Origin of the sequence: Citrobacter sp. FP75, assembly GCF_018342065.1 — a bacterium.
In the GTDB taxonomy this organism is placed as follows: domain Bacteria; phylum Pseudomonadota; class Gammaproteobacteria; order Enterobacterales; family Enterobacteriaceae; genus Citrobacter.
In genome coordinates this window covers 579,439-598,569 of record NZ_JAFDOE010000002.1, presented here as the reverse complement: position 1 = coordinate 598,569, position 19,131 = coordinate 579,439, and the positions used below count along the sequence as shown (strand labels likewise).

The 19,131-nt window shown below is 54.8% G+C and carries 18 protein-coding genes; 12 read left to right on the top strand and 6 right to left on the bottom strand.

Annotation, left to right across the window (positions count from 1 at the left end; translation table 11 throughout):
• Positions 1 to 54: 54 nt before the first annotated feature.
• Positions 55 to 552 (bottom strand): nicotinamide-nucleotide amidase, encoded by a 498-nt coding sequence (pncC, locus tag JQ822_RS10505; protein WP_213133417.1) that lies wholly within the window; start codon positions 550 to 552, stop codon positions 55 to 57.
• A 193-nt stretch (positions 553 to 745) separates the two neighbouring features.
• On the opposite strand from pncC, the gene JQ822_RS10500 reads away from it, so the two are divergent.
• Positions 746 to 997, top strand: coding sequence for a hypothetical protein (locus JQ822_RS10500; RefSeq protein WP_213133416.1), 252 nt, complete (start codon positions 746 to 748; stop codon positions 995 to 997).
• 45 nt (positions 998 to 1,042) lie between these two features.
• Here JQ822_RS10500 and mltB read toward each other — a convergent pair whose 3' ends face one another.
• Positions 1,043 to 2,122 (bottom strand): lytic murein transglycosylase B, encoded by a 1,080-nt coding sequence (mltB, locus tag JQ822_RS10495; RefSeq protein ID WP_213133415.1) that lies wholly within the window; start codon positions 2,120 to 2,122, stop codon positions 1,043 to 1,045.
• A 260-nt stretch (positions 2,123 to 2,382) separates the two neighbouring features.
• Here mltB and srlA point away from each other — a divergent pair, with 260 nt between their 5' ends.
• From srlA to gutQ, 7 genes are all read left to right on the top strand, one after another.
• Positions 2,383 to 2,946 (top strand): PTS glucitol/sorbitol transporter subunit IIC, encoded by a 564-nt coding sequence (srlA, locus tag JQ822_RS10490; protein WP_213133414.1) that lies wholly within the window; start codon positions 2,383 to 2,385, stop codon positions 2,944 to 2,946.
• On the top strand, positions 2,943 to 3,914 hold the full coding sequence (srlE, locus tag JQ822_RS10485) for a PTS glucitol/sorbitol transporter subunit IIB (protein ID WP_213133413.1): 972 nt from the start codon (positions 2,943 to 2,945) through the stop codon (positions 3,912 to 3,914). The genes srlA and srlE overlap by 4 nt, the downstream gene beginning before the upstream one ends.
• Positions 3,915 to 3,927: 13 nt before the next feature.
• The gene (srlB, locus tag JQ822_RS10480) at positions 3,928 to 4,290 is read left to right on the top strand and encodes a PTS glucitol/sorbitol transporter subunit IIA (RefSeq protein ID WP_213133412.1); all 363 of its coding nucleotides are present in this window, start codon (positions 3,928 to 3,930) and stop codon (positions 4,288 to 4,290) included.
• A 17-nt stretch (positions 4,291 to 4,307) separates the two neighbouring features.
• The gene (srlD, locus tag JQ822_RS10475; RefSeq protein WP_213133411.1) at positions 4,308 to 5,087 is read left to right on the top strand and encodes a sorbitol-6-phosphate dehydrogenase; all 780 of its coding nucleotides are present in this window, start codon (positions 4,308 to 4,310) and stop codon (positions 5,085 to 5,087) included.
• A gap of 58 nt (positions 5,088 to 5,145) precedes the next feature.
• On the top strand, positions 5,146 to 5,505 hold the full coding sequence (gutM, locus tag JQ822_RS10470; protein ID WP_213133410.1) for a transcriptional regulator GutM: 360 nt from the start codon (positions 5,146 to 5,148) through the stop codon (positions 5,503 to 5,505).
• Positions 5,506 to 5,573: 68 nt separating this feature from the next.
• Positions 5,574 to 6,347, top strand: a complete 774-nt coding sequence (srlR, locus tag JQ822_RS10465) for a glucitol operon DNA-binding transcriptional repressor SrlR (RefSeq protein WP_003037350.1) — start codon at positions 5,574 to 5,576, stop codon at positions 6,345 to 6,347.
• Positions 6,340 to 7,305: an arabinose-5-phosphate isomerase GutQ gene (gutQ, locus tag JQ822_RS10460; RefSeq protein ID WP_213133409.1), complete on the top strand. Its 966-nt coding sequence runs from the start codon at positions 6,340 to 6,342 to the stop codon at positions 7,303 to 7,305. Before srlR ends, gutQ begins: the two co-directional genes overlap by 8 nt.
• Here gutQ and norR read toward each other — a convergent pair.
• The gene (norR, locus tag JQ822_RS10455; RefSeq protein ID WP_213133408.1) at positions 7,302 to 8,819 is read right to left on the bottom strand and encodes a nitric oxide reductase transcriptional regulator NorR; all 1,518 of its coding nucleotides are present in this window, start codon (positions 8,817 to 8,819) and stop codon (positions 7,302 to 7,304) included. The genes gutQ and norR overlap by 4 nt on opposite strands.
• Before the next feature lie 191 nt (positions 8,820 to 9,010).
• Here norR and norV point away from each other — a divergent pair, with 191 nt between their 5' ends.
• Both norV and norW read left to right on the top strand, forming a co-directional pair.
• Positions 9,011 to 10,459: an anaerobic nitric oxide reductase flavorubredoxin gene (gene norV / locus JQ822_RS10450; RefSeq protein WP_213133407.1), complete on the top strand. Its 1,449-nt coding sequence runs from the start codon at positions 9,011 to 9,013 to the stop codon at positions 10,457 to 10,459.
• Positions 10,456 to 11,589, top strand: coding sequence for an NADH:flavorubredoxin reductase NorW (gene norW, locus JQ822_RS10445; RefSeq protein ID WP_213133406.1), 1,134 nt, complete (start codon positions 10,456 to 10,458; stop codon positions 11,587 to 11,589). The genes norV and norW overlap by 4 nt, the downstream gene beginning before the upstream one ends.
• Before the next feature lie 110 nt (positions 11,590 to 11,699).
• Here the strand turns inward: norW and hypF are convergent, their stop codons facing one another.
• From hypF to JQ822_RS10430, 3 genes are all read right to left on the bottom strand, one after another.
• On the bottom strand, positions 11,700 to 13,940 hold the full coding sequence (gene hypF / locus JQ822_RS10440) for a carbamoyltransferase HypF (RefSeq protein ID WP_213133405.1): 2,241 nt from the start codon (positions 13,938 to 13,940) through the stop codon (positions 11,700 to 11,702).
• Between the two features lie 143 nt (positions 13,941 to 14,083).
• Positions 14,084 to 14,629 (bottom strand): electron transport protein HydN, encoded by a 546-nt coding sequence (gene hydN / locus JQ822_RS10435; protein ID WP_096759340.1) that lies wholly within the window; start codon positions 14,627 to 14,629, stop codon positions 14,084 to 14,086.
• A 144-nt stretch (positions 14,630 to 14,773) separates the two neighbouring features.
• The gene (locus tag JQ822_RS10430) at positions 14,774 to 15,787 is read right to left on the bottom strand and encodes a LacI family DNA-binding transcriptional regulator (RefSeq protein WP_213133404.1); all 1,014 of its coding nucleotides are present in this window, start codon (positions 15,785 to 15,787) and stop codon (positions 14,774 to 14,776) included.
• 263 nt (positions 15,788 to 16,050) lie between these two features.
• On the opposite strand from JQ822_RS10430, the gene ascF reads away from it, so the two are divergent.
• Positions 16,051 to 17,505, top strand: a complete 1,455-nt coding sequence (gene ascF, locus JQ822_RS10425) for a PTS cellobiose/arbutin/salicin transporter subunit IIBC (RefSeq protein WP_213133403.1) — start codon at positions 16,051 to 16,053, stop codon at positions 17,503 to 17,505.
• Between the two features lie 22 nt (positions 17,506 to 17,527).
• Entirely contained in the window at positions 17,528 to 18,952 is a 1,425-nt protein-coding gene (locus JQ822_RS10420) for a 6-phospho-beta-glucosidase (RefSeq protein WP_213133402.1), read from the top strand.
• Positions 18,953 to 19,131 lie beyond the last annotated feature (179 nt).

Genomic DNA, 19,131 nt, shown 5'->3' with positions numbered 1-19,131 from the left:
AATAGTGAAAGATGATGTTTAGTTGACGCAATTATACTGTATGCTCATACAGTATCAAGTATTTTGTAGAAATTGTTGCCACAGGGTCTGTAACGCATAGGCGGTCGCCTGTCTACGCACCGCATCGCGGTCGCCGCGAAAGCATTCCCGACGCGTGATCCCCTCACCGTTTACGCTGGCAAAGGCAAACCATACTGTCCCGACCGGCTTGTCTTCGCTACCGCCATCCGGCCCTGCGATACCGCTTACCGAAACAGCAAAGTCTGCCCGGGCCGCTTTTAGCGCGCCAATGGCCATTTCGACAACCACCGACTCACTCACTGCACCATGCTGTGCCAGCGTTTCTTCCCGCACGCCAATCATCTGCGACTTAGCTTCGTTACTGTAGGTCACAAATCCGCGCTCAAACCAGGCGGAACTGCCCGCAATATCCGTAATGGTTTTCGCTACCCAACCGCCGGTACAGGATTCTGCGGTGGTCATCGTCGCGCCGCGCGCTTTCAATGCCAATCCTACCTGTTCACTTAACTGCATCAGTTCACTGTCGGTCATTTCAGCCTCTGCCAGTTAAAAAATATGCCGGACAAGATAGCACTTTCATAACCGATATGGGGATGGGGGTGTGATTTTACGAGCCGTATTCCGAAAAAATACCCGCAGACCATTTACTCGGGGAAAGTGCGGTAAACTGACGATGAATAAACGGTATATTACTATTCCGTACAGATATGGAGAGGATGCAAAGATGTCATCAAAAGGAATAGAAAACCCCCTTCAACAGAAATTGAAACAAACTCAGCAGTTGAGGTTATGGCTGATTATTGGCGGCGTATGCTCACTCGGAATGGGCGCTCTGAACATCTTATCATCCGGATATATTGAACCTTATGATGGCAGCCAAATCATCCTGGGGCTGGCATGTCTGGGATACAGCTTAACGATTTCCAAAAAAATATCTCAACTTCGCGCTGAGTGCCAGTCGCAAATTCAGCGATAACAAAAGCAGAGGGAAGACAGCCCTTCCCTCTCGTATCGACTTACTTCACTGTACGCGTGCCAGCGCCACCGCCTGACCTAGCTGCCAGACTGCCATCGCATAATGCGTGCTGTGGTTATAGCGGGTAATCGTGTAGAAGTTCGGCAGCCCATACCAGTACTGATAACCAGTGCCAATATCCAGGCGCAGCAGGCTGGCCTTTTGATGATTACCCAGCGGCTGCTGTGGCGTCAGGCCAGCGGCGGCAAGCTGAGAAATGCTGTACTGGGTTTTAAAGCCGTTTGGCAGCCCTGGTGCCTGGCCGTTTGCCGGCACAGCGACCGTATCGCCTTTCACCCAACCGTGGCCTTTAAAGTAGTTTGCCACGCTACCGATGGCATCTACCGGATCCCACAGGTTGATGTGTCCATCGCCATTGAAATCAACCGCATATTCTTTGTAAGAGGACGGCATAAACTGTCCGTAGCCCATGGCACCGGCGAAGGAGCCTTTCAGATCCAGCGGATCATCGCTTTCATCCCGCGCCATCAGCAGGAAGGTTTCCAGCTCACCGGAGAAGTATTCCGCCCGACGCGGATAGTTAAACGACAGCGTCGCCAGCGCATCCAGAATACGTGTTTTGCCCATCACGCGGCCCCAGCGGGTTTCCACACCGATAATGCCAACAATAATTTCCGGCGGTACGCCGTAGACCTGCCACGCGCGGTTCAACGCATCTTCATATTGATTCCAGAACGCCACGCCATTTTGCACGTTATCCGGCGTGATGAACTGCTTGCGATAGCGCAGCCATGCACCGTTAGGTCCGGCTGGCGGCTGCGTCGTCGGCGCCTGGCGGTCCATCAAACGCAATACCGAGTCCAGACGCTTGGCCTGCGACAGGATCTCCTGCAACTGTTGGCGGTCAAAGCCGTGCTTGCTCACCATTTTATCGATGAACTGCTGCGCGTTCGGATTATTCGCGAAGTCGCCGCCCGACAGCATGACGTTGTGCTGCGGCTCAAGCAGGAAACCGCCAGAAGGCGTACCCATTGTCGTTTGAGTCTCTGAAGGTTTTGGTTTGCTACTACAGGCAGCAAGCAACACACAAAGGGGAAGTAATGCTACATAACGACGCTTGAACATGAGACATCCATTAAACAGATTCAGCCAGAGAGAAGTATGGTAAAGCATCCACCGCCACACAAGGAAGCGGTAGTCGCGCTCCTTCGCAGAATTTATCTCCCCTTTCACCATTTGCCACCACATTTGCGATCCCGCACGCACTAACTTTCAAATAAAAATATTTATCTTTCATTTTGAGATCAAAATAACACTTTAAAACCTTTCAATATGATTAAAATAAACCACGTTTTAGCAAGTACCCACCCCTACAGGAGAGAATAATGATCGACACCATCACCCTGGGCGCAGAGTGGTTCATCGGGTTGTTCCAGAAAGGCGGAGAAGTGTTTACCGGCATGGTCACCGGGATCCTTCCGCTCTTAATTAGCCTGCTGGTCATCATGAACGCGCTAATTAACTTTATTGGTCAGCAGCGTATTGAACGTTTTGCTCAGCGCTGCGCCGGCAACCCGCTGTCCCGCTATCTGCTGCTACCGTGCATCGGCACATTTGTTTTTTGTAACCCTATGACGTTGAGCCTGGGCCGATTTATGCCCGAGAAGTACAAGCCCAGCTACTACGCGGCGGCATCCTACAGCTGCCATTCGATGAACGGATTGTTCCCGCACATCAACCCCGGTGAACTGTTTGTCTATCTGGGGATAGCCAGCGGTCTGACCACGCTTGGCCTGCCGCTCGGCCCACTCGCAGTGAGCTATCTGCTGGTCGGCCTGGTGACTAACTTCTTTCGCGGCTGGGTGACCGATCTCATCACCTCCATCTTCGAGAAGAAAATGGGCATTCAACTTGAGCAGAAAGTCCACCTGGCGGGAGCAACATCATGATGCGTATTCGTATTGAAAAAGGTGCCGGTGGCTGGGGTGGTCCGCTTGAACTGGAAGCAACGCCCGGAAAGAAAATTGTCTATATCACCGCCGGTACGCGCCCGGCGATTGTCGACAAACTGGCGAGTCTGACCGGTTGGCTGGCCGTTGATGGCTTCAAAGAAGGCGAGCCGCCGGAGAACGAAATTGGCGCGGCGATCATCGACTGCGGCGGCACGCTACGCTGCGGTATTTACCCGAAGCGCCGGATTCCGACAATTAACATTCATTCCACCGGGAAGTCCGGCCCGCTGGCGCAATACATTACCGAAGATATTTATGTCTCTGGCGTAAAAGAAGAAAACATTACCGCAATCGGTGAAACCGCCGCTACGCCACAACCGGCAAGTCCCACGGCCGGTCGCGACTATGACACCAGTAAAAAGATTACCGAACAGAGTGATGGTCTGCTGGCGAAAGTCGGCATGGGCATGGGCTCCGCCGTGGCGGTGCTATTCCAGTCCGGGCGCGACACGATTGATACCGTGCTGAAAACCATTCTGCCGTTTATGGCGTTTGTCTCGGCGCTGATCGGCATCATCATGGCTTCCGGTCTGGGTGACTGGATTGCCCACGGCCTCGCACCACTGGCCAGCCATCCGCTGGGGTTAGTGACTCTGGCGCTGATCTGTTCCTTCCCACTGCTGTCGCCGTTCCTCGGCCCCGGTGCGGTTATCGCGCAGGTTATCGGTGTTCTGATCGGCGTACAGATTGGCCTTGGCAATATCCCACCACATCTGGCGCTGCCTGCATTGTTTGCGATTAACGCCCAGGCAGCATGCGATTTTATTCCTGTGGGATTATCGCTGGCCGAAGCCCGCCAAGACACCGTGCGCGTCGGCGTACCGTCCGTACTGGTAAGCCGTTTCCTGACCGGCGCGCCTACCGTCCTTATCGCCTGGTTTGTTTCCGGCTTTATTTACCAATAAGAGGCACTCAAAAATGACCGTGATTTATCAAACCACCATCACTCGAATCGGTCAGAGCGCCCCGGATGCGCTTTGCGACCAGATGCTGATTACCTTCCGTGAAGGTGCGCCTGCAGATATCGAAGAGTTTTGTTTCATTCATTGTCACGGCGAGCTGAGCGGCTCATTGCAAGCAGGGATCCAGTTTGAACTAGGCCAGCATCGCTACCCGGTCACCGCCGTAGGCAGCGTGGCCGAGCTGAATTTGCGTGAACTGGGGCATATCACCTTACGCTTCGACGGGCTAAGTGAAGCGGAATTTCCCGGCACCGTACACGTTGCGGGGCCCGTACCGGACGACATCGCGCCGGGCTGTATTTTGAAGTTTATTGCTTAAGATTGAAGGAGAAAGAAATGAATCAAGTTGCCGTTGTCATTGGTGGAGGCCAGACCCTGGGGGCATTCCTTTGCCGTGGGCTTGCGACAGAAGGATACCGCGTCGCGGTGGTGGATATTCAAAGCGATAAAGCCGCCAACGTAGCGCAGGAAATTAACGCCGAGTTTGGCGAAGGTACCGCCTACGGTTTTGGCGCAGATGCCACCAGCGAACAGAGCGTGCTGGCGCTTTCACGCGGCGTGGATGAAATATTCGGTCGCGCTGACTTGCTGGTTTACAGTGCGGGCATCGCCAAAGCGGCTTTTATCAGCGACTTTGAACTCGGTGATTTCGACCGCTCGCTGCAGGTGAATCTGGTCGGCTACTTCCTCTGCGCACGTGAATTCTCACGCCTGATGATCCGCGACGGCGTTCAGGGGCGCATTATCCAGATCAACTCCAAATCGGGGAAAGTGGGCAGTAAACACAACTCAGGCTATAGCGCGGCAAAATTTGGCGGCGTGGGCTTAACCCAGTCACTGGCGCTGGATCTGGCTGAGTACGGTATTACCGTGCATTCATTGATGCTTGGCAATCTGCTGAAATCACCGATGTTCCAGTCGTTATTACCGCAGTATGCCACCAAACTGGGCCTCAAGCCGGACGAAGTGGAGCAGTACTACATTGATAAGGTTCCGCTCAAACGCGGCTGCGATTATCAGGACGTGCTGAACATGCTGCTGTTTTACGCCAGCCCGAAAGCCTCTTACTGCACCGGGCAGTCCATCAACGTGACCGGCGGTCAGGTGATGTTCTGATCTTTACTGCCGGGTGGCGCACTCGCGACGTCACCCGGCAACATCAAAGGAGCACATTATGGTTTCCGCACTGATTACCGTCGCCGCTATCGCCTGGTGCCTGCAACTGGCGCTCGGCGGCTGGCAAATATCCCGCTTTAACCGGGCATTCGATAAACTCTGCCAGCAGGGTCGGGTCGGCGTGGGTCGTTCCGGCGGACGTTTTAAACCGCGCGTGGTGGTCGCCATCGCGCTGGATGAACAACAGCGGGTGACTGATACGTTATTTATGAAAGGTCTTACTGTATTCGCCAGACCCGGCAAAATTGCCACGATAATGGGCAAACATCTTGATGATTTACAGCCTGATGTGATCTTTCCCCATGATCCGCTATCGCAGAATGCACTATCATTGGCGCTTAAACTGAAACATGGGTAATTTCGTTGTGAATGCTAATAGCTTGCGAAATTATCATTTCGCAAATTTAATTCAAGGTAATCACGCCTATGAAACCTCGTCAGCGTCAGGCTGCCATACTGGAGCATCTGCAAAAGCAGGGAAAATGCTCGGTTGAAGAACTGGCCCACTACTTTGACACCACCGGCACGACCATTCGCAAAGACCTGGTCATTCTGGAAAATGCCGGAACCGTCATTCGTACCTATGGCGGCGTGGTATTAAATAAAGACGAATCCGATCCGCCAATCGATCACAAAACGCTGATCAACACGCATAAAAAAGAGCAGATTGCCGAAGCCGCCGTCCGTTTTATTCACGATGGCGACTCGATCATTCTGGACGCGGGCAGTACCGTATTGCAGATGGTGCCGATGCTCACGCGCTTTAGCAACATCACCGTCATGACCAACAGTCTGCACATTGTTAATGCCCTTTCTGAGCTGGACAACGAGCAAACCATCCTGATGCCCGGCGGGACGTTTCGCAAAAAATCTGCGTCATTTCACGGTCAGCTGGCAGAAAACGCCTTTGAGCAGTTCAGCTTTGATAAACTCTTCATGGGCACCGACGGCATCGATCTCAATGCCGGTGTGACCACGTTTAATGAGGTGTTTAGCGTCAGTAAAGCGATGTGCAATGCCGCTCGCGAAGTGATTCTGATGGCGGACTCGTCGAAATTCGGACGCAAAAGCCCCAATGTTGTGTGCAGTCTGGAAAGCGTCGACAAGCTGATTACCGATGCGGGCATCGACCCTGCGTTTCGTCAGGCGCTGGAAGCAAAAGGGATTGAAGTTATCATAACCGGAGAAACCAATGAGTGATGCACTACTGAACGCGGGCCGTCAGACGTTAATGCTGGAGCTACAGGAAGCCAGCCGACTGCCAGAGCGACTGGGCGATGATTTTGTCCGTGCCGCCAATACGATTATCCACTGTGAAGGCAAAGTGATTGTCTCCGGTATTGGCAAATCAGGTCATATCGGCAAAAAAATTGCGGCGACCCTCGCCAGTACCGGCACCCCCGCCTTTTTTGTGCATCCGGCGGAAGCGCTGCACGGTGACTTAGGCATGATTGAAAGCCGTGATGTGATGCTGTTTATCTCCTACTCCGGCGGCGCGAAAGAACTGGATCTCATCATTCCACGCCTGGAAGACAAATCCGTCGCCCTGCTGACAATGACCGGAAAGCCGACCTCACCACTGGGCCTGGCGGCCAAAGCCGTACTGGATATTTCCGTTGAGCGGGAAGCCTGCCCGATGCGCCTGGCACCGACCTCCAGCACCGTAAACACGTTGATGATGGGCGACGCGCTGGCAATCGCCGTGATGCAGGCTCGCGGCTTTAACGAAGAAGATTTTGCCCGCTCGCATCCGGCCGGGGCGCTGGGCGCTCGTCTGTTAAACAAAGTGCATCATCTGATGCGACGCGACGATGCTATACCGCAGGTGACGCTCACCACCAGCGTCATGGACGCGATGCTGGAACTAAGCCGTACGGGTCTTGGCCTGGTGGCTGTCTGCGACGAACAGTCTCTGGTGAAAGGCGTCTTTACCGATGGCGACCTGCGCCGCTGGCTGGTCGGTGGCGGAGCGCTTAGCACTGAGGTTCGCGAAGCGATGACCCATAATGGCGTCACGCTGCAGGCACAGAGCCGCGCGATTGACGCCAAAGAGATCCTGATGAAACGCAAAATCACCGCCGCACCGGTGGTGGATGAAAACGGTAAACTCACCGGCGCTATCAACCTGCAGGATTTTTATCAGGCGGGCATCCTCTAATCCTTCAAGCCCAGACGTTTCGCCAGCCGGTGCAGGTTGGCGACGTCTGTTTCCAGCACCCGCGCACTTGCCGCCCAACTGTGATTATTTTGCGCCAACGCCCGACGGATCATCTCCCGCTGAAATGACTCCGTTGCTTCACGCAGATTGTGATGTTGCGGGATCTCCGTAACAACGTCCGGCTGCGGAACAGGGCTTTCATCCTGCAAGGCAAAATGCTGCGGTTCCAGCACTACTTCATCCCCTGCCCTGGTGGCCCTGGCCAGAACGACCGCACGATGAATGGCATGTTCCAGCTCACGTACATTCCCCGGCCAGCCGTAGTTCAACAAATGGTTACGCGCACCGGGGCTTAACACCACGCGAGAAAGTCCCAGTCGCAGCCGACACTGTTCACAAAAATAACCTGCCAGCAGCACCACATCTTCGCCACGCTCACGCAGCGGCGGTACGGAAAGGGGAAAGACGCTCAGACGGTGGAACAGATCGGCACGGAAATTCCCGGCCAGCACCTCTTCGCGTAAATCACGGTTAGTTGCCGCCAGCACGCGCACGTCGACGCGCAGGCTGCGATCGTCACCCACGCGCTGAATATCGCCGTACTGCAGCACACGCAGCAGCTTGGCTTGCAGCGCCAGCGACAGTTCGCCAATCTCGTCGAGAAACAGCGTCCCGTTGTCCGCCATTTCAAATTTGCCGCTACGATTGCTGATGGCGCCGGTAAAGGCCCCTTTCACATGGCCAAACAGTTCACTTTCCGCCACGCTTTCCGGCAACGCCGCGCAGTTCAGATACACCAGCGGATTCACCGCACGCGGCGAACCTTCATGGATAGCTTTCGCCACCAGTTCTTTCCCGGTTCCCGTTTCGCCGCTGATTAGGACGTTGAGATCGGAGCCTGCCACAATCTCAATCTCTTTTTTCAGCTGCATCATATTGGGCGACAGGCCAATCATTTGTGTTTCCGTCACCTGCTCGAAGGCAGTCGACGAGCCCGGCAGCATATTCTGGCTTTCCAGTTGGTCAATCAGCAGCGCATTGCTCAGCGCGCCCGCCGCCAGTGCGGCAATCAAGCGCAGCTCTTCATCGCTAAAAACATCGAACTGGTCCGGCTCCATACCATCCAACGTCAACGCGCCAATCAGATTCTGCCCGGCGAACAGCGGCAGTCCGATGCAGGCGTGAACTTTCAGGCTTTCCTGGCCGGGGATCAGCCCGTCGTAAGGGTCAGGCAAATCGCTGTCGGCGGGAAATCGCACCACATCCCCGGCGCGGGCAATCGCTTCCAGACGCGGATGCCCTTCCAGCGTAAAGCGCCTGCCGAGAACATCCTGCGCCAGCCCATCGATCGCCAGCGGAATAAACTGTCGTGACTCGTAGCGCAGCAGTGCCGACGCGTCGCACTCCAGCACCTGACGCAAGGTGGTGATCAGGCGCTGAAAACGGTCCTGATGCCCAATTCCGCTTTGTAATTCAATGGCGATGCCCGCCAGCACGTCTACTGAAAAGCTCATGGCTACCTCATTGTCATTTTGACAATACATATTGTCATATTGACAATAAAACACATAGTCATTTTGACTACCACCTAATAGGCAGTTAACAAAAATTCCTTTAAAATCAAATAAATAAAAAGCTGGCACGCAACCTGCAATTAACAAAACATCTTTTTTAGAAAAACGCTGAATTAATTACTGAGGTTGCTATGTCTATTCTGGTTAAAAATAACATTCATTGGGTTGGCCAACGTGACTGGGAAGTGCGTGATTTCCACGGGACTGAATACAAAACGCTGCGCGGCAGCAGCTACAACAGCTATCTTATCCGTGAAGAAAAAAATGTCCTGATCGATACAGTAGACCACAAGTTTAGCCGTGAATTCGTGCAGAACCTGCGCAGTGAAATTGACCTGGCAGATATCGACTACATCATCATTAACCACGCAGAAGAAGACCATGCCGGTGCGCTGACCGAGCTGATGTCCTGCATTCCGGACACGCCGATTTACTGCACCGCTAATGCCATTGACTCCATCACCGGGCACCACCACCACCCGGAATGGAACTTCAACGTCGTAAAAACCGGTGACTCACTGGACATCGGCAACGGCAAACAGCTGATCTTCGTTGAAACGCCAATGCTGCACTGGCCGGACAGCATGATGACTTACATGACCGGCGATGCGGTGCTGTTCAGTAACGATGCCTTTGGTCAGCACTACTGCGACGAACGCCTGTTCAACGACGAAGTTGACCAGACCGAACTGTTCGAACAGTGCCAGCGCTACTATGCCAACATCCTGACCCCGTTCAGCCGTCTGGTGACGCCGAAAATCACTGAGATCCTCGGCTTCAACCTGCCGGTTGATATGATTGCCACTTCCCACGGCGTGGTATGGCGTGAAAATCCAACGCAAATCGTTGAGCTGTACCTGAAATGGGCAGCGGATTACCAGGAAGATCGCATCACCATTTTCTACGACACCATGTCCAACAACACCCGCATGATGGCAGACGCCATTGCTCAGGGCATCAACGAAGTTGACCCGAACGTGGCGGTGAAAATCTTTAACGTCGCCCGTAGCGATAAAAACGAAGTCCTGACTAATGTCTTCCGTTCTAAAGGCGTGCTGGTCGGTACCTCCACGATGAACAACGTGATGATGCCGAAAATCGCCGGTCTGGTGGAAGAGATGACCGGCCTGCGTTTTCGTAACAAACGCGCCAGCGCCTTTGGTTCACACGGCTGGAGCGGCGGTGCGGTAGACCGTTTGTCCACGCGTTTGCAGGATGCCGGTTTCGAAATGTCGCTGAGCCTGAAGGCGAAATGGCGTCCGGATCTGGATGCGCTGGAGCTGTGCCGTCAACACGGTCGTGAAATTGCACGTCAGTGGGCGCTTGCTCCGCTGCCAGAAACGACAGTGAAAACAGCAACCAAAGAAGAAGAGTGCGCCTGTGCCGCTGCGGCTGCCGCTGACCTTGGCCCAAGCATGCAGTGCAGCGTGTGTCAGTGGATTTACGATCCAGCGAAAGGTGAACCGCTGCAGGATGTCGCACCGGGTACACCGTGGAGCGACGTACCAGACAACTTCCTGTGCCCGGAATGTTCATTAGGCAAAGACGTCTTCGACGTACTGGCTACGGAGGCAAAATGAGCCGCGGTATTGTCATTATTGGTTCGGGCTTCGCCGCCCGTCAGTTAGTCAAAAATATCCGTAAGCAGGATGCGACTGTCCCGCTGACCCTGATTGCCGCTGACAGCATGGATGAGTACAACAAGCCCGATCTCAGCCATGTTATCAGTCAGGCACAGTGTGCAGACGACCTCACCCGCCAGTCGGCGGGGGAGTTTGCCGAACAGTTTAATTTGCATTTGTTCCCACACACCTGGGTTTCCGACATCGACGCCAGTGCTCACGTGGTAAAAAGTCAGGACCAACAATGGCAGTTCGACAAACTGGTGCTGGCGACGGGAGCTTCGGCCTTTGTACCGCCAGTTACCGGGCGTGAGTTAATGCTGACGCTGAACAGCCAGCAGGAATATCGCGCCTGTGAAACGCAACTGCGTGACGCCCAGCGAGTACTGATTGTTGGCGGCGGCTTGATTGGTAGCGAACTTGCAATGGATTTCTGCCGCGCCGGTAAAGCGGTAACGCTCATCGATAACGCCGCCAGCATTCTGGCCTCGTTAATGCCGCCGGAAGTTAGTAGTCGCTTGCAGCATCGTCTGACCGATATGGGTGTGCACCTGCTGCTGAAATCACAGTTGCAGAGTCTGGAGCAAACCAGCATCGGTATTCGCGCCACGCTCGATCGTAACCGCAGCGTAGAAGTCGATGCGGTGATTGCCGCCACCGGCCTGCGTCCGGAAACCGCGCTGGCGCGTCGCGCCGGATTGAACATCAATCGTGGCGTCTGCGTCGACAGCTATCTGCAAACCAGCCACCCGGACATTTATGCTCTCGGCGACTGTGCGGAAATTAACGGCCAGGTACTCCCGTTCCTGCAGCCGATTCAGCTAAGCGCCATGTATCTGGCGAAGAATCTGCTCGGCGGCAACGCCCCGCTGAAACTGCCGGCCATGCTGGTAAAAGTCAAAACGCCGGAACTGCCATTACATCTGGCCGGAGAAACCCAGCGTCGCGATCTGAACTGGCACATTGCGGCTGAAGCAGAAGGTATGGTCGCCAGAGGAATGAACAGCGAAGGCCAATTGTGTGCCTTCGTGGTGAGCGAAGATCGAATGAAAGAGGCCTTTGCGCTGCTGAAAACGCTGCCCGTGTAAGTCTGTTGTACCGCAGCCTGATTTATTAACCTCACGCACACGGACGTGCGTTGCCACTTGTCGGTATGCCCCGACTTGTTTTTCTTGCCCCGCCAGTCCCGGGGCTTTTTTTATTTTTGCGTCTGCGCCCGTGCCGCGGCAATCACGCCCTGCCCCAAAGACAATCCACCGTCGCCTGCCGGTAAACGCTGCGGGAACAGCAAGGTAAAATCATACAGATAAAACGCCAGCCGCGATGACAACAAGCGGTTATGCATCACGCCGCCGCTGAATGCCAGCGTCTTAATCCCGCGCGCTTCGGCCTGCTCACGCATCAGCGAGGCAAACCCACGCGCCAGCGCATCGTGAAATGCCCACGCTCTTTCTGCGGGTGCACCCTGCCAGTTCAGCCACTGCCGCCAGAAAACAGCTAAATCCAGCTGGTTGTTGTTAAGCGGTATCATGATCGGATGTTGCACGCCTGCACACTGCGACGCCAGCGCCTCCAGCGCACAGGCGGCCTCGCCTTCATAGCTCAGCGATTCCGGCGCACAATGCAGCGCGGCGGCAACCGCATCAAACAAGCGCCCGCACGATGATGCCAGCGGGGCATTGATTCCCCTCTCAATGGCGCGAGCCAGTACGTTCCAGTTTTGCCGTTGCAGCGCCGATGTTTCCGGGTAATGCTGCCAGTCAGGCACAAAACGCAGGCACTGCGCCAGCAGGTTGCGCCACGGCTGCTGTGCCGCCAGATCGCCGCCCGCCAGCGCTACCGCCGGTAAGCCACCAAGATGTTCGCATTCACGATAATTGACCCGCAGACACTCGCCGCCCCACAGCGCGCCGTTTTTACCCATGCCGATACCGTCCAGCGTCAGGGCAATCACATCACCGCCCTCCAGCGGCCAGCCGTGTTCGGCCAGACATGCCGCAGCATGCGCATGGTGATGCAGCACCGTTTCACTCGGCAGATTCATCTCGCTCGCCCACTGGCTGGATACATAGCCGGGATGTGCGTCGCAGACGATACGCTGCGGCGTAAAATCATAAATGTTCTGGATTAGATGCAACGCATCGCGCCACTGATTTTGAATGCCGTCATCACTGAGATCGCCCAGATGCTGGCTAATAACCGCCTGTTCACCGCGTACCAGGCAGAAGGTATTCTTCAGATCCGCACCTAAACACAGCATTGGCGGCACGTCACGAAAACCCGGCGGCAGCGCGACAGCATCCGGCACGTAACCCCGGGAACGGCGCAGCATTTCCCCACTTTCACGCACCACAGAGTCATCCATACGCTGCACAATTTCGCGGTTATGCAGCAAGAAACCGTCAGCAATCTCACCTAAATCGTCCAGCGCCTGCGCATTGGTAATGGCCGGTGGCCTGCCGCTAAGGTTGCCGGAAGTCATCACCAGCGGGCAATTCATCTCTTGTAAGAGTAAATGCTGTAACGGATTCGCTGGCAGCATGACGCCAACTTCCGTTAACCCTGGCGCTATTCCCTCGCTCAATGCAGTTACATAGCGTTTCTGCACCAGCACGATCGGCGCGGCAGGGGTGGTCAGCAAACGCCGTGCGGCTTGCGGTAGCCCGTCGCCCACCGGCAGCATCACCGCCAGCGGTTTAGCCGGGCGATGTTTGCGCAGCCTGAGCATCGCCACGGCATTGTCGTTGCGCGCGTCACAAACCAAATGAAACCCGCCGATGCCTTTGACGGCCACAATGCCGCCCGCTTTTAGCCGCGTAACCGCCGCCTGCAACGCCGCTTCTTTTTCCGCTCGCAGATCTTCGCTTATCCACTCAAGATGCGGGCCACACGCCGGACAAGCGACAGGCTGCGCATGAAAGCGACGGTCATATGGATCGCGGTATTCCGCTTCGCATTGTGGACACAACGGGAATGAGGCCATGACGGTAAACGGACGGTCATACGGCATCGCGCGAATAATGGTGAAGCGTGGGCCGCAGTGGGTGCAGTTGATGAAAGGATAACGATAACGGCGTTCGCCGGGGGTATTCATTTCAACAAGACAGTCGGGACAGGTTGCGGCATCGGGTACGATTTGCGTATTCATCGTGCCGCCAGCGCTTTGGCGAATAGAGAAATCGGCAGGCCGCTGCGTCCAGGTAAACGGTTCGCTCTCAACGCTGTCAATTCGCGCCAGCGGCGGGCAGTGCTGATGCAGTTCGGCAATAAATTGCGCTGCGTCTTCGAGCAAACGCACAACCACCCCGTCGCCGTCGTTACAGACGTCGCCATGCAGCTGTAGCCGCTGCGCCAGTTGCCAGACAAAGGGCCGAAACCCGACGCCCTGTACTTTACCGCGAATACGCAGCTCTACGCCGGAGTGGTTGTTTATTGTCATTAGATTATTCCCGCAGTCATCAATCCCGGTTAGCCTGATGGCGCGATGCTTATCAGGCCTACGGGGATGCGAACAGTAGGCCGGATAAGGCGAAGCCGCCATCCGGCATAAGTACTACCGTATTTTACGCGGATTTGCAGATATCAGAACAGCAAAGATGCGGTGGAATCCAGCGCCGCGCGACGGCGTTTTTCCGCGCTCAGCTGCTCAAGTTTATTACGGTCGACATAAATCAGCGCATGGGTCGGGCAGACTTCCATACAGGCAGGGCCGGCCTCACGGTGGTGGCACAGGTCGCATTTGTTAGCTTCGGCTTTTTCTGCACGTACGTTCAGACCCGCGCCGCTGTTACGAATAACCGGACGAACAACCACTTCCATTGCGCCGTAGGGGCAAGCGACCACGCAGGTTTTACAGCCAATACAGCGTTCCTGCATTACGTGAACAAAGCCTTTATCGCGGCTAATCGCACCGTTCGGGCAGACGTTAGCGCACGGCGCATCTTCACACTGACGACACAGCGTCGCGGTAGAGACGTTAACGCCTTTGATCACATGAATACGCGGTAAAAAGGTTTCAGGGGTCAGCGATGCGCAGTCCTGGTTATCCTGGTGGGATACCACGCAGGCCACTTCACAGGTACGGCAACCAATGCATTTATTGGCGTCTGCAATGATGAAACGGTTCATCAAATTCTCCAGCAATGACAGATTATCTGCCGAAGCATTCATAAATCGTGCCAGAATTTAATACTCTGTTATTAAAGGGTTTTTATTTCAGGTATTCTCGGGTTTGCGTGTCATCGTCACTAGTGACGATGACAAATGACAGCATCAGCGCGAAAGTGACGGCGCAAGAGAGGCGCGAGGGATAAGCTCGCCGGTAAAGGTTTTCTCTGGCGTAAACGCTCCGCCGTCCAGCATAAAAATCAGGCGACCGATGGTTTCCTGGACCATCTCCGTGACCGGGATTTTGACGCTGGCAAGCGCCGGGATCGTGTATGGTGCAAGGGCAATATCATCAAAACCAATCACCGACACCTGCGCGGGAATACTGATGCCCCGTTCGTTCAATTGCTTCATCGCGCCGATCGCCATGTCATCATTGCTCGCCACCAGCGCAGTAAAATTCGACTTACGTGAAAGCAAGGTTTTAACACCTTCAGCTCCGCAAGCAGGTGTCCATTTACCGTTAACGATCAAATCATTATTCACAGAGATGCCATGATGTGCCAGCGCGTCCTTGTAACCAGAGAGTCGCTCCACGCCGGTGGGTGAATCCATCGAGCCGGTAATAAAAGCAATCTCGCTATGCCCAGCGCTAATCAACTGTGAAACGGCGTTAAAACTGGTTTGCTTTTGATCGCACCAGACGCAGTGACTGCTGTTTTTCCGCAGCCGTCGGTTAAGCACCATAATCGGCTGAGCGTGGGCATCGATGATATCGTCTATCTCATCCACGCTGAGAAAACGTGGATAGATCATAATCGCGTCACAGCGCAGGTCGAGCAGATACTGGATCGCCTGGCGTTCTTCCTCGGCGCTGTGTTTACCGTCAGCAAGTAAAAGCTGGCGTCCCTTATCCTCCGCCATACGCGCGGTATGAAACAGCAACTCGCTAAAATAAACGCCGTGGTACAAAGTGTTAGTCACGACCAGACCCAGCGTCTGCGTACTCTTCGCCGCCAGGCTGCGCGCCAGCAAATTGGGACGATAGCCACTCTCTTCAATGGCCTGGAACACGCGGTCTTTGGTCTCCTGGCTGACGTAGCCGTTCCCCGAAAGCACCCGGGAAACCGTCGCTTTCGACACGCCAGCACGCTTCGCCACTTCCAGCATCGTGGTCATATTACTCATCCCTTTTCACTCAATGTGACGCAGTGTACTGCACCGTTTCGCCGCTGTCCTGGCTGCTAAATCGCAGAACGCCATATCTGGTGATCGTAGTCACAATTATAAAAAAAGATCAAAATCAGACCTTGCACAAAACACATAAATTAAACATGATTTTGTGAAACCGGTTTCCTATCAATGTTTCATCATGACAGAAATGAGACAAAAATAAACGGTAAGACATTACCTACCCTACTGATAAAACAGGATTAAATCCGATGTCTAAGAATTATGCAGCGCTGGCGCGCTCGGTTGTGACGGCTCTGGGCGGCGTCGAGAACATCACCGCAGTAACACACTGCATGACCCGCCTGCGTTTCGTTATCAAAGATGATTCGCGGGTCGACAGCGCTACGCTAAAAACGCTCAATGGCGTGCTCGGCGTCGTGCGTAACGATAATCAGTGCCAGGTGATCATTGGTAATACCGTGTCGCAGGCGTATCGCGAGGTCGTCAGCCTGCTGCCGGGCGATATGCAGCCCAGTGAACCCGCAGGCAAACCCAAACTGACGCTCAAACGCATCGGTGCTGGGATCCTCGATGCGCTGATCGGCACTATGTCACCGCTGATCCCGGCGATTATCGGCGGATCGATGTTGAAGCTGCTGGCGATGATCCTCGAAATGACCGGCGTGCTGCAAAAAGGCTCTTCGACGTTGACCATCCTGACGGTGATCGGCGACGGCGCGTTCTTCTTCCTGCCGCTGATGGTCGCCGCCTCGGCAGCCATAAAATTCAAAACCAATATGTCGCTGGCTATCGCCATTGCGGGCGTGCTGGTGCATCCGAGCTTTATCGACCTGATGGCGAAGGCCGCACAGGGCGAGCACGTCGAGTTCGCCCTGATCCCGGTGACGGCGGTGAAATACACCTACACGGTGATCCCGGCGCTGGTCATGACCTGGTGCCTGTCGTACATCGAACGTTGGGTGGATCGCATCACCCCGGCAGTAACGAAAAACTTCCTGAAACCGATGCTGATCGTGCTGATCGCCGCCCCGCTCGCCATCGTCTTAATAGGCCCGATCGGCATCTGGATCGGTAGCGCTATCTCCGCACTGGTGTATACCATTCACGGCTATCTGGGCTGGCTGTCGGTAGCCATTATGGGCGCGCTGTGGCCGCTGCTGGTGATGACCGGTATGCACCGTGTCTTTACCCCCACCATTATTCAGACCATTGCCGAAACCGGTAAAGAAGGCATGGTGATGCCGTCTGAAATCGGCGCCAACCTGTCGCTGGGCGGCTCCTCTTTAGCCGTCGCATGGAAAACCAAAAATCCGGAACTGCGCCAGACGGCGTTAGCCGCGGCAGCCTCCGCCATCATGGCTGGGATTTCCGAACCGGCGCTGTACGGTGTGGCGGTGCGTCTGAAACGCCCGCTGATCGCAAGTCTTATCAGCGGTTTCATCTGCGGTGCCGTTGCCGGGATGGCCGGGCTGGCGAGCCACTCGATGGCTGCACCGGGTCTGTTCACCAGCGTGCAGTTTTTCGATCCGGCCAACCCGATGACCATTGTTTGGGTATTTGGCGTGATGGCGCTGGCGGTGGTGCTTTCCTTTGTATTAACACTGATTCTGGGCTTTGAGGATATTCCTGTCGAAGATGCAGCCACGCAGGCCAGAAAAAATCAGGCCGCGCAACCAGGCAATATCAATGGAGCCAGCATCTGACTGGCAATAACTGAGGTTTACTATGTCTGTTTTTCCGCAAGGATTTTTATGGGGCGGCGCACTGGCCGCCAACCAGTCTGAAGGGGCGTACCGGGAAGGCGGCAAAGGGCTGACCACCGTGGATATGATCCCCCACGGCGAACATCGGATGCCGGTCAAACTGGGGCAGGAAAAACGCGTTCAACTGCGAGATGACGAGTTTTATCCCAGCCATGAGGCGATCGATTTTTATCATCGCTATAAAGACGATATCGCGTTGATGGCGGAAATGGGGTTTACGGTGTTTCGTACCTCAATTGCCTGGAGTCGGCTCTATCCGAACGGGGACGAACTCGCCCCCAATCAGGAGGGCATCGATTTTTATCGTTCGGTGTTTGCCGAGTGTAAAAAGTACGGCATTGAGCCGTTAGTCACGCTGTGCCACTTCGATGTGCCGATGCATCTGGTCACCGAGTACGGCTCCTGGCGTAACCGCAAAATGGTGGAATTTTTTACCCGCTACGCCCGTACCTGCTTCGAAGCCTTTGATGGTCTGGTGAAATACTGGCTAACGTTTAATGAAATCAACATTATGCTGCACAGCCCTTTTTCCGGCGCAGGACTGGTGTTTGAAGCAGGTGAAAACCAGAATCAGGTAAAATACCAGGCCGCACACCACGAGCTGATTGCCAGCGCGCTGGCGACCAAAATCGCCCATGACGTTAACCCACACAACCAGGTCGGCTGCATGCTGGCCGGCGGAAACTTCTACCCTTACTCGTGCAAACCTGAGGATGTGTGGACCGCGCTGGAAAAGGATCGTGAAAACCTGTTCTTTATCGATGTACAGGCGCGCGGTGCTTATCCCACCTACTCAGCTCGCGTGTTTCGCGAAAAAGGCGTGGTGATTGAAAAAGCCCCGGAAGATGACGACATCCTGAAAAACACCGTCGACTTTGTCTCCTTCAGCTATTACGCCTCACGCTGTGCCTCTGCAGAAATGAACACCGGCAACACCAGCGCCGCCAACGTGGTGAAGTCGCTGCGCAATCCGTACATTGAAGCCAGCGAATGGGGCTGGGGCATTGACCCGCTGGGTCTGCGCATCACCATGAACATGATGTATGACCGCTACCAGAAACCGCTGTTTTTGGTGGAAAACGGGCTGGGAGCGAAAGATGAAATGGATGCCAACGGCGAGATCAACGACGACTACCGCATCCGCTATTTACGCGAGCATATTCGCGCGATGGCAGACGCTATCGAAGACGGCGTGCCGCTGATGGGTTACACCACCTGGGGCTGTATCGATCTGGTCTCCGCCTCCACCGGTGAGATGAGCAAACGCTACGGCTTTGTCTATGTGGATCGCGATGACGCCGGCAACGGCACGCTGGCGCGTACCCGTAAGAAATCATTCTGGTGGTACAAAAAAGTGATCGCCAGTAACGGAGCCGATCTGGATTGATCGTCAGGCTGGATGGCACTTGCTATCCAGCCTGCATATTGACCCGCCCCGAACAGTTAGCGCCCCCTTCTCGTTTCATTTTTTACATTCCTTTTTCTGGATCGTCATTCCATTCTGCGATTTGCTGCCGGGCGTTTTTACTGGCATTTTATTCAGTAGTTTTTACTTTTCATCGTTGG

Bases quoted from the DNA above. Each gene is read 5' to 3' on its own strand.
- pncC (WP_213133417.1), bottom strand. From the start codon at position 552: ATGACCGACAGTGAACTGATGCAGTTAAGTGAACAGGTAGGATTGGCA.
- gutQ (WP_213133409.1), top strand. From the start codon at position 6,340: ATGAGTGATGCACTACTGAACGCGGGCCGTCAGACGTTAATGCTGGAG.
- srlB (WP_213133412.1), top strand. From the start codon at position 3,928: ATGACCGTGATTTATCAAACCACCATCACTCGAATCGGTCAGAGCGCC.
- srlR (WP_003037350.1), top strand. From the start codon at position 5,574: ATGAAACCTCGTCAGCGTCAGGCTGCCATACTGGAGCATCTGCAAAAG.
- norW (WP_213133406.1), top strand. From the start codon at position 10,456: ATGAGCCGCGGTATTGTCATTATTGGTTCGGGCTTCGCCGCCCGTCAG.
- norV (WP_213133407.1), top strand. From the start codon at position 9,011: ATGTCTATTCTGGTTAAAAATAACATTCATTGGGTTGGCCAACGTGAC.
- srlD (WP_213133411.1), top strand. From the start codon at position 4,308: ATGAATCAAGTTGCCGTTGTCATTGGTGGAGGCCAGACCCTGGGGGCA.
- gutM (WP_213133410.1), top strand. From the start codon at position 5,146: ATGGTTTCCGCACTGATTACCGTCGCCGCTATCGCCTGGTGCCTGCAA.
- hydN (WP_096759340.1), bottom strand. From the start codon at position 14,629: ATGAACCGTTTCATCATTGCAGACGCCAATAAATGCATTGGTTGCCGT.
- norR (WP_213133408.1), bottom strand. From the start codon at position 8,819: ATGAGCTTTTCAGTAGACGTGCTGGCGGGCATCGCCATTGAATTACAA.
- JQ822_RS10420 (WP_213133402.1), top strand. From the start codon at position 17,528: ATGTCTGTTTTTCCGCAAGGATTTTTATGGGGCGGCGCACTGGCCGCC.
- ascF (WP_213133403.1), top strand. From the start codon at position 16,051: ATGTCTAAGAATTATGCAGCGCTGGCGCGCTCGGTTGTGACGGCTCTG.
- mltB (WP_213133415.1), bottom strand. From the start codon at position 2,122: ATGTTCAAGCGTCGTTATGTAGCATTACTTCCCCTTTGTGTGTTGCTT.
- hypF (WP_213133405.1), bottom strand. From the start codon at position 13,940: ATGACAATAAACAACCACTCCGGCGTAGAGCTGCGTATTCGCGGTAAA.
- JQ822_RS10430 (WP_213133404.1), bottom strand. From the start codon at position 15,787: ATGACCACGATGCTGGAAGTGGCGAAGCGTGCTGGCGTGTCGAAAGCG.
- srlA (WP_213133414.1), top strand. From the start codon at position 2,383: ATGATCGACACCATCACCCTGGGCGCAGAGTGGTTCATCGGGTTGTTC.
- JQ822_RS10500 (WP_213133416.1), top strand. From the start codon at position 746: ATGTCATCAAAAGGAATAGAAAACCCCCTTCAACAGAAATTGAAACAA.
- srlE (WP_213133413.1), top strand. From the start codon at position 2,943: ATGATGCGTATTCGTATTGAAAAAGGTGCCGGTGGCTGGGGTGGTCCG.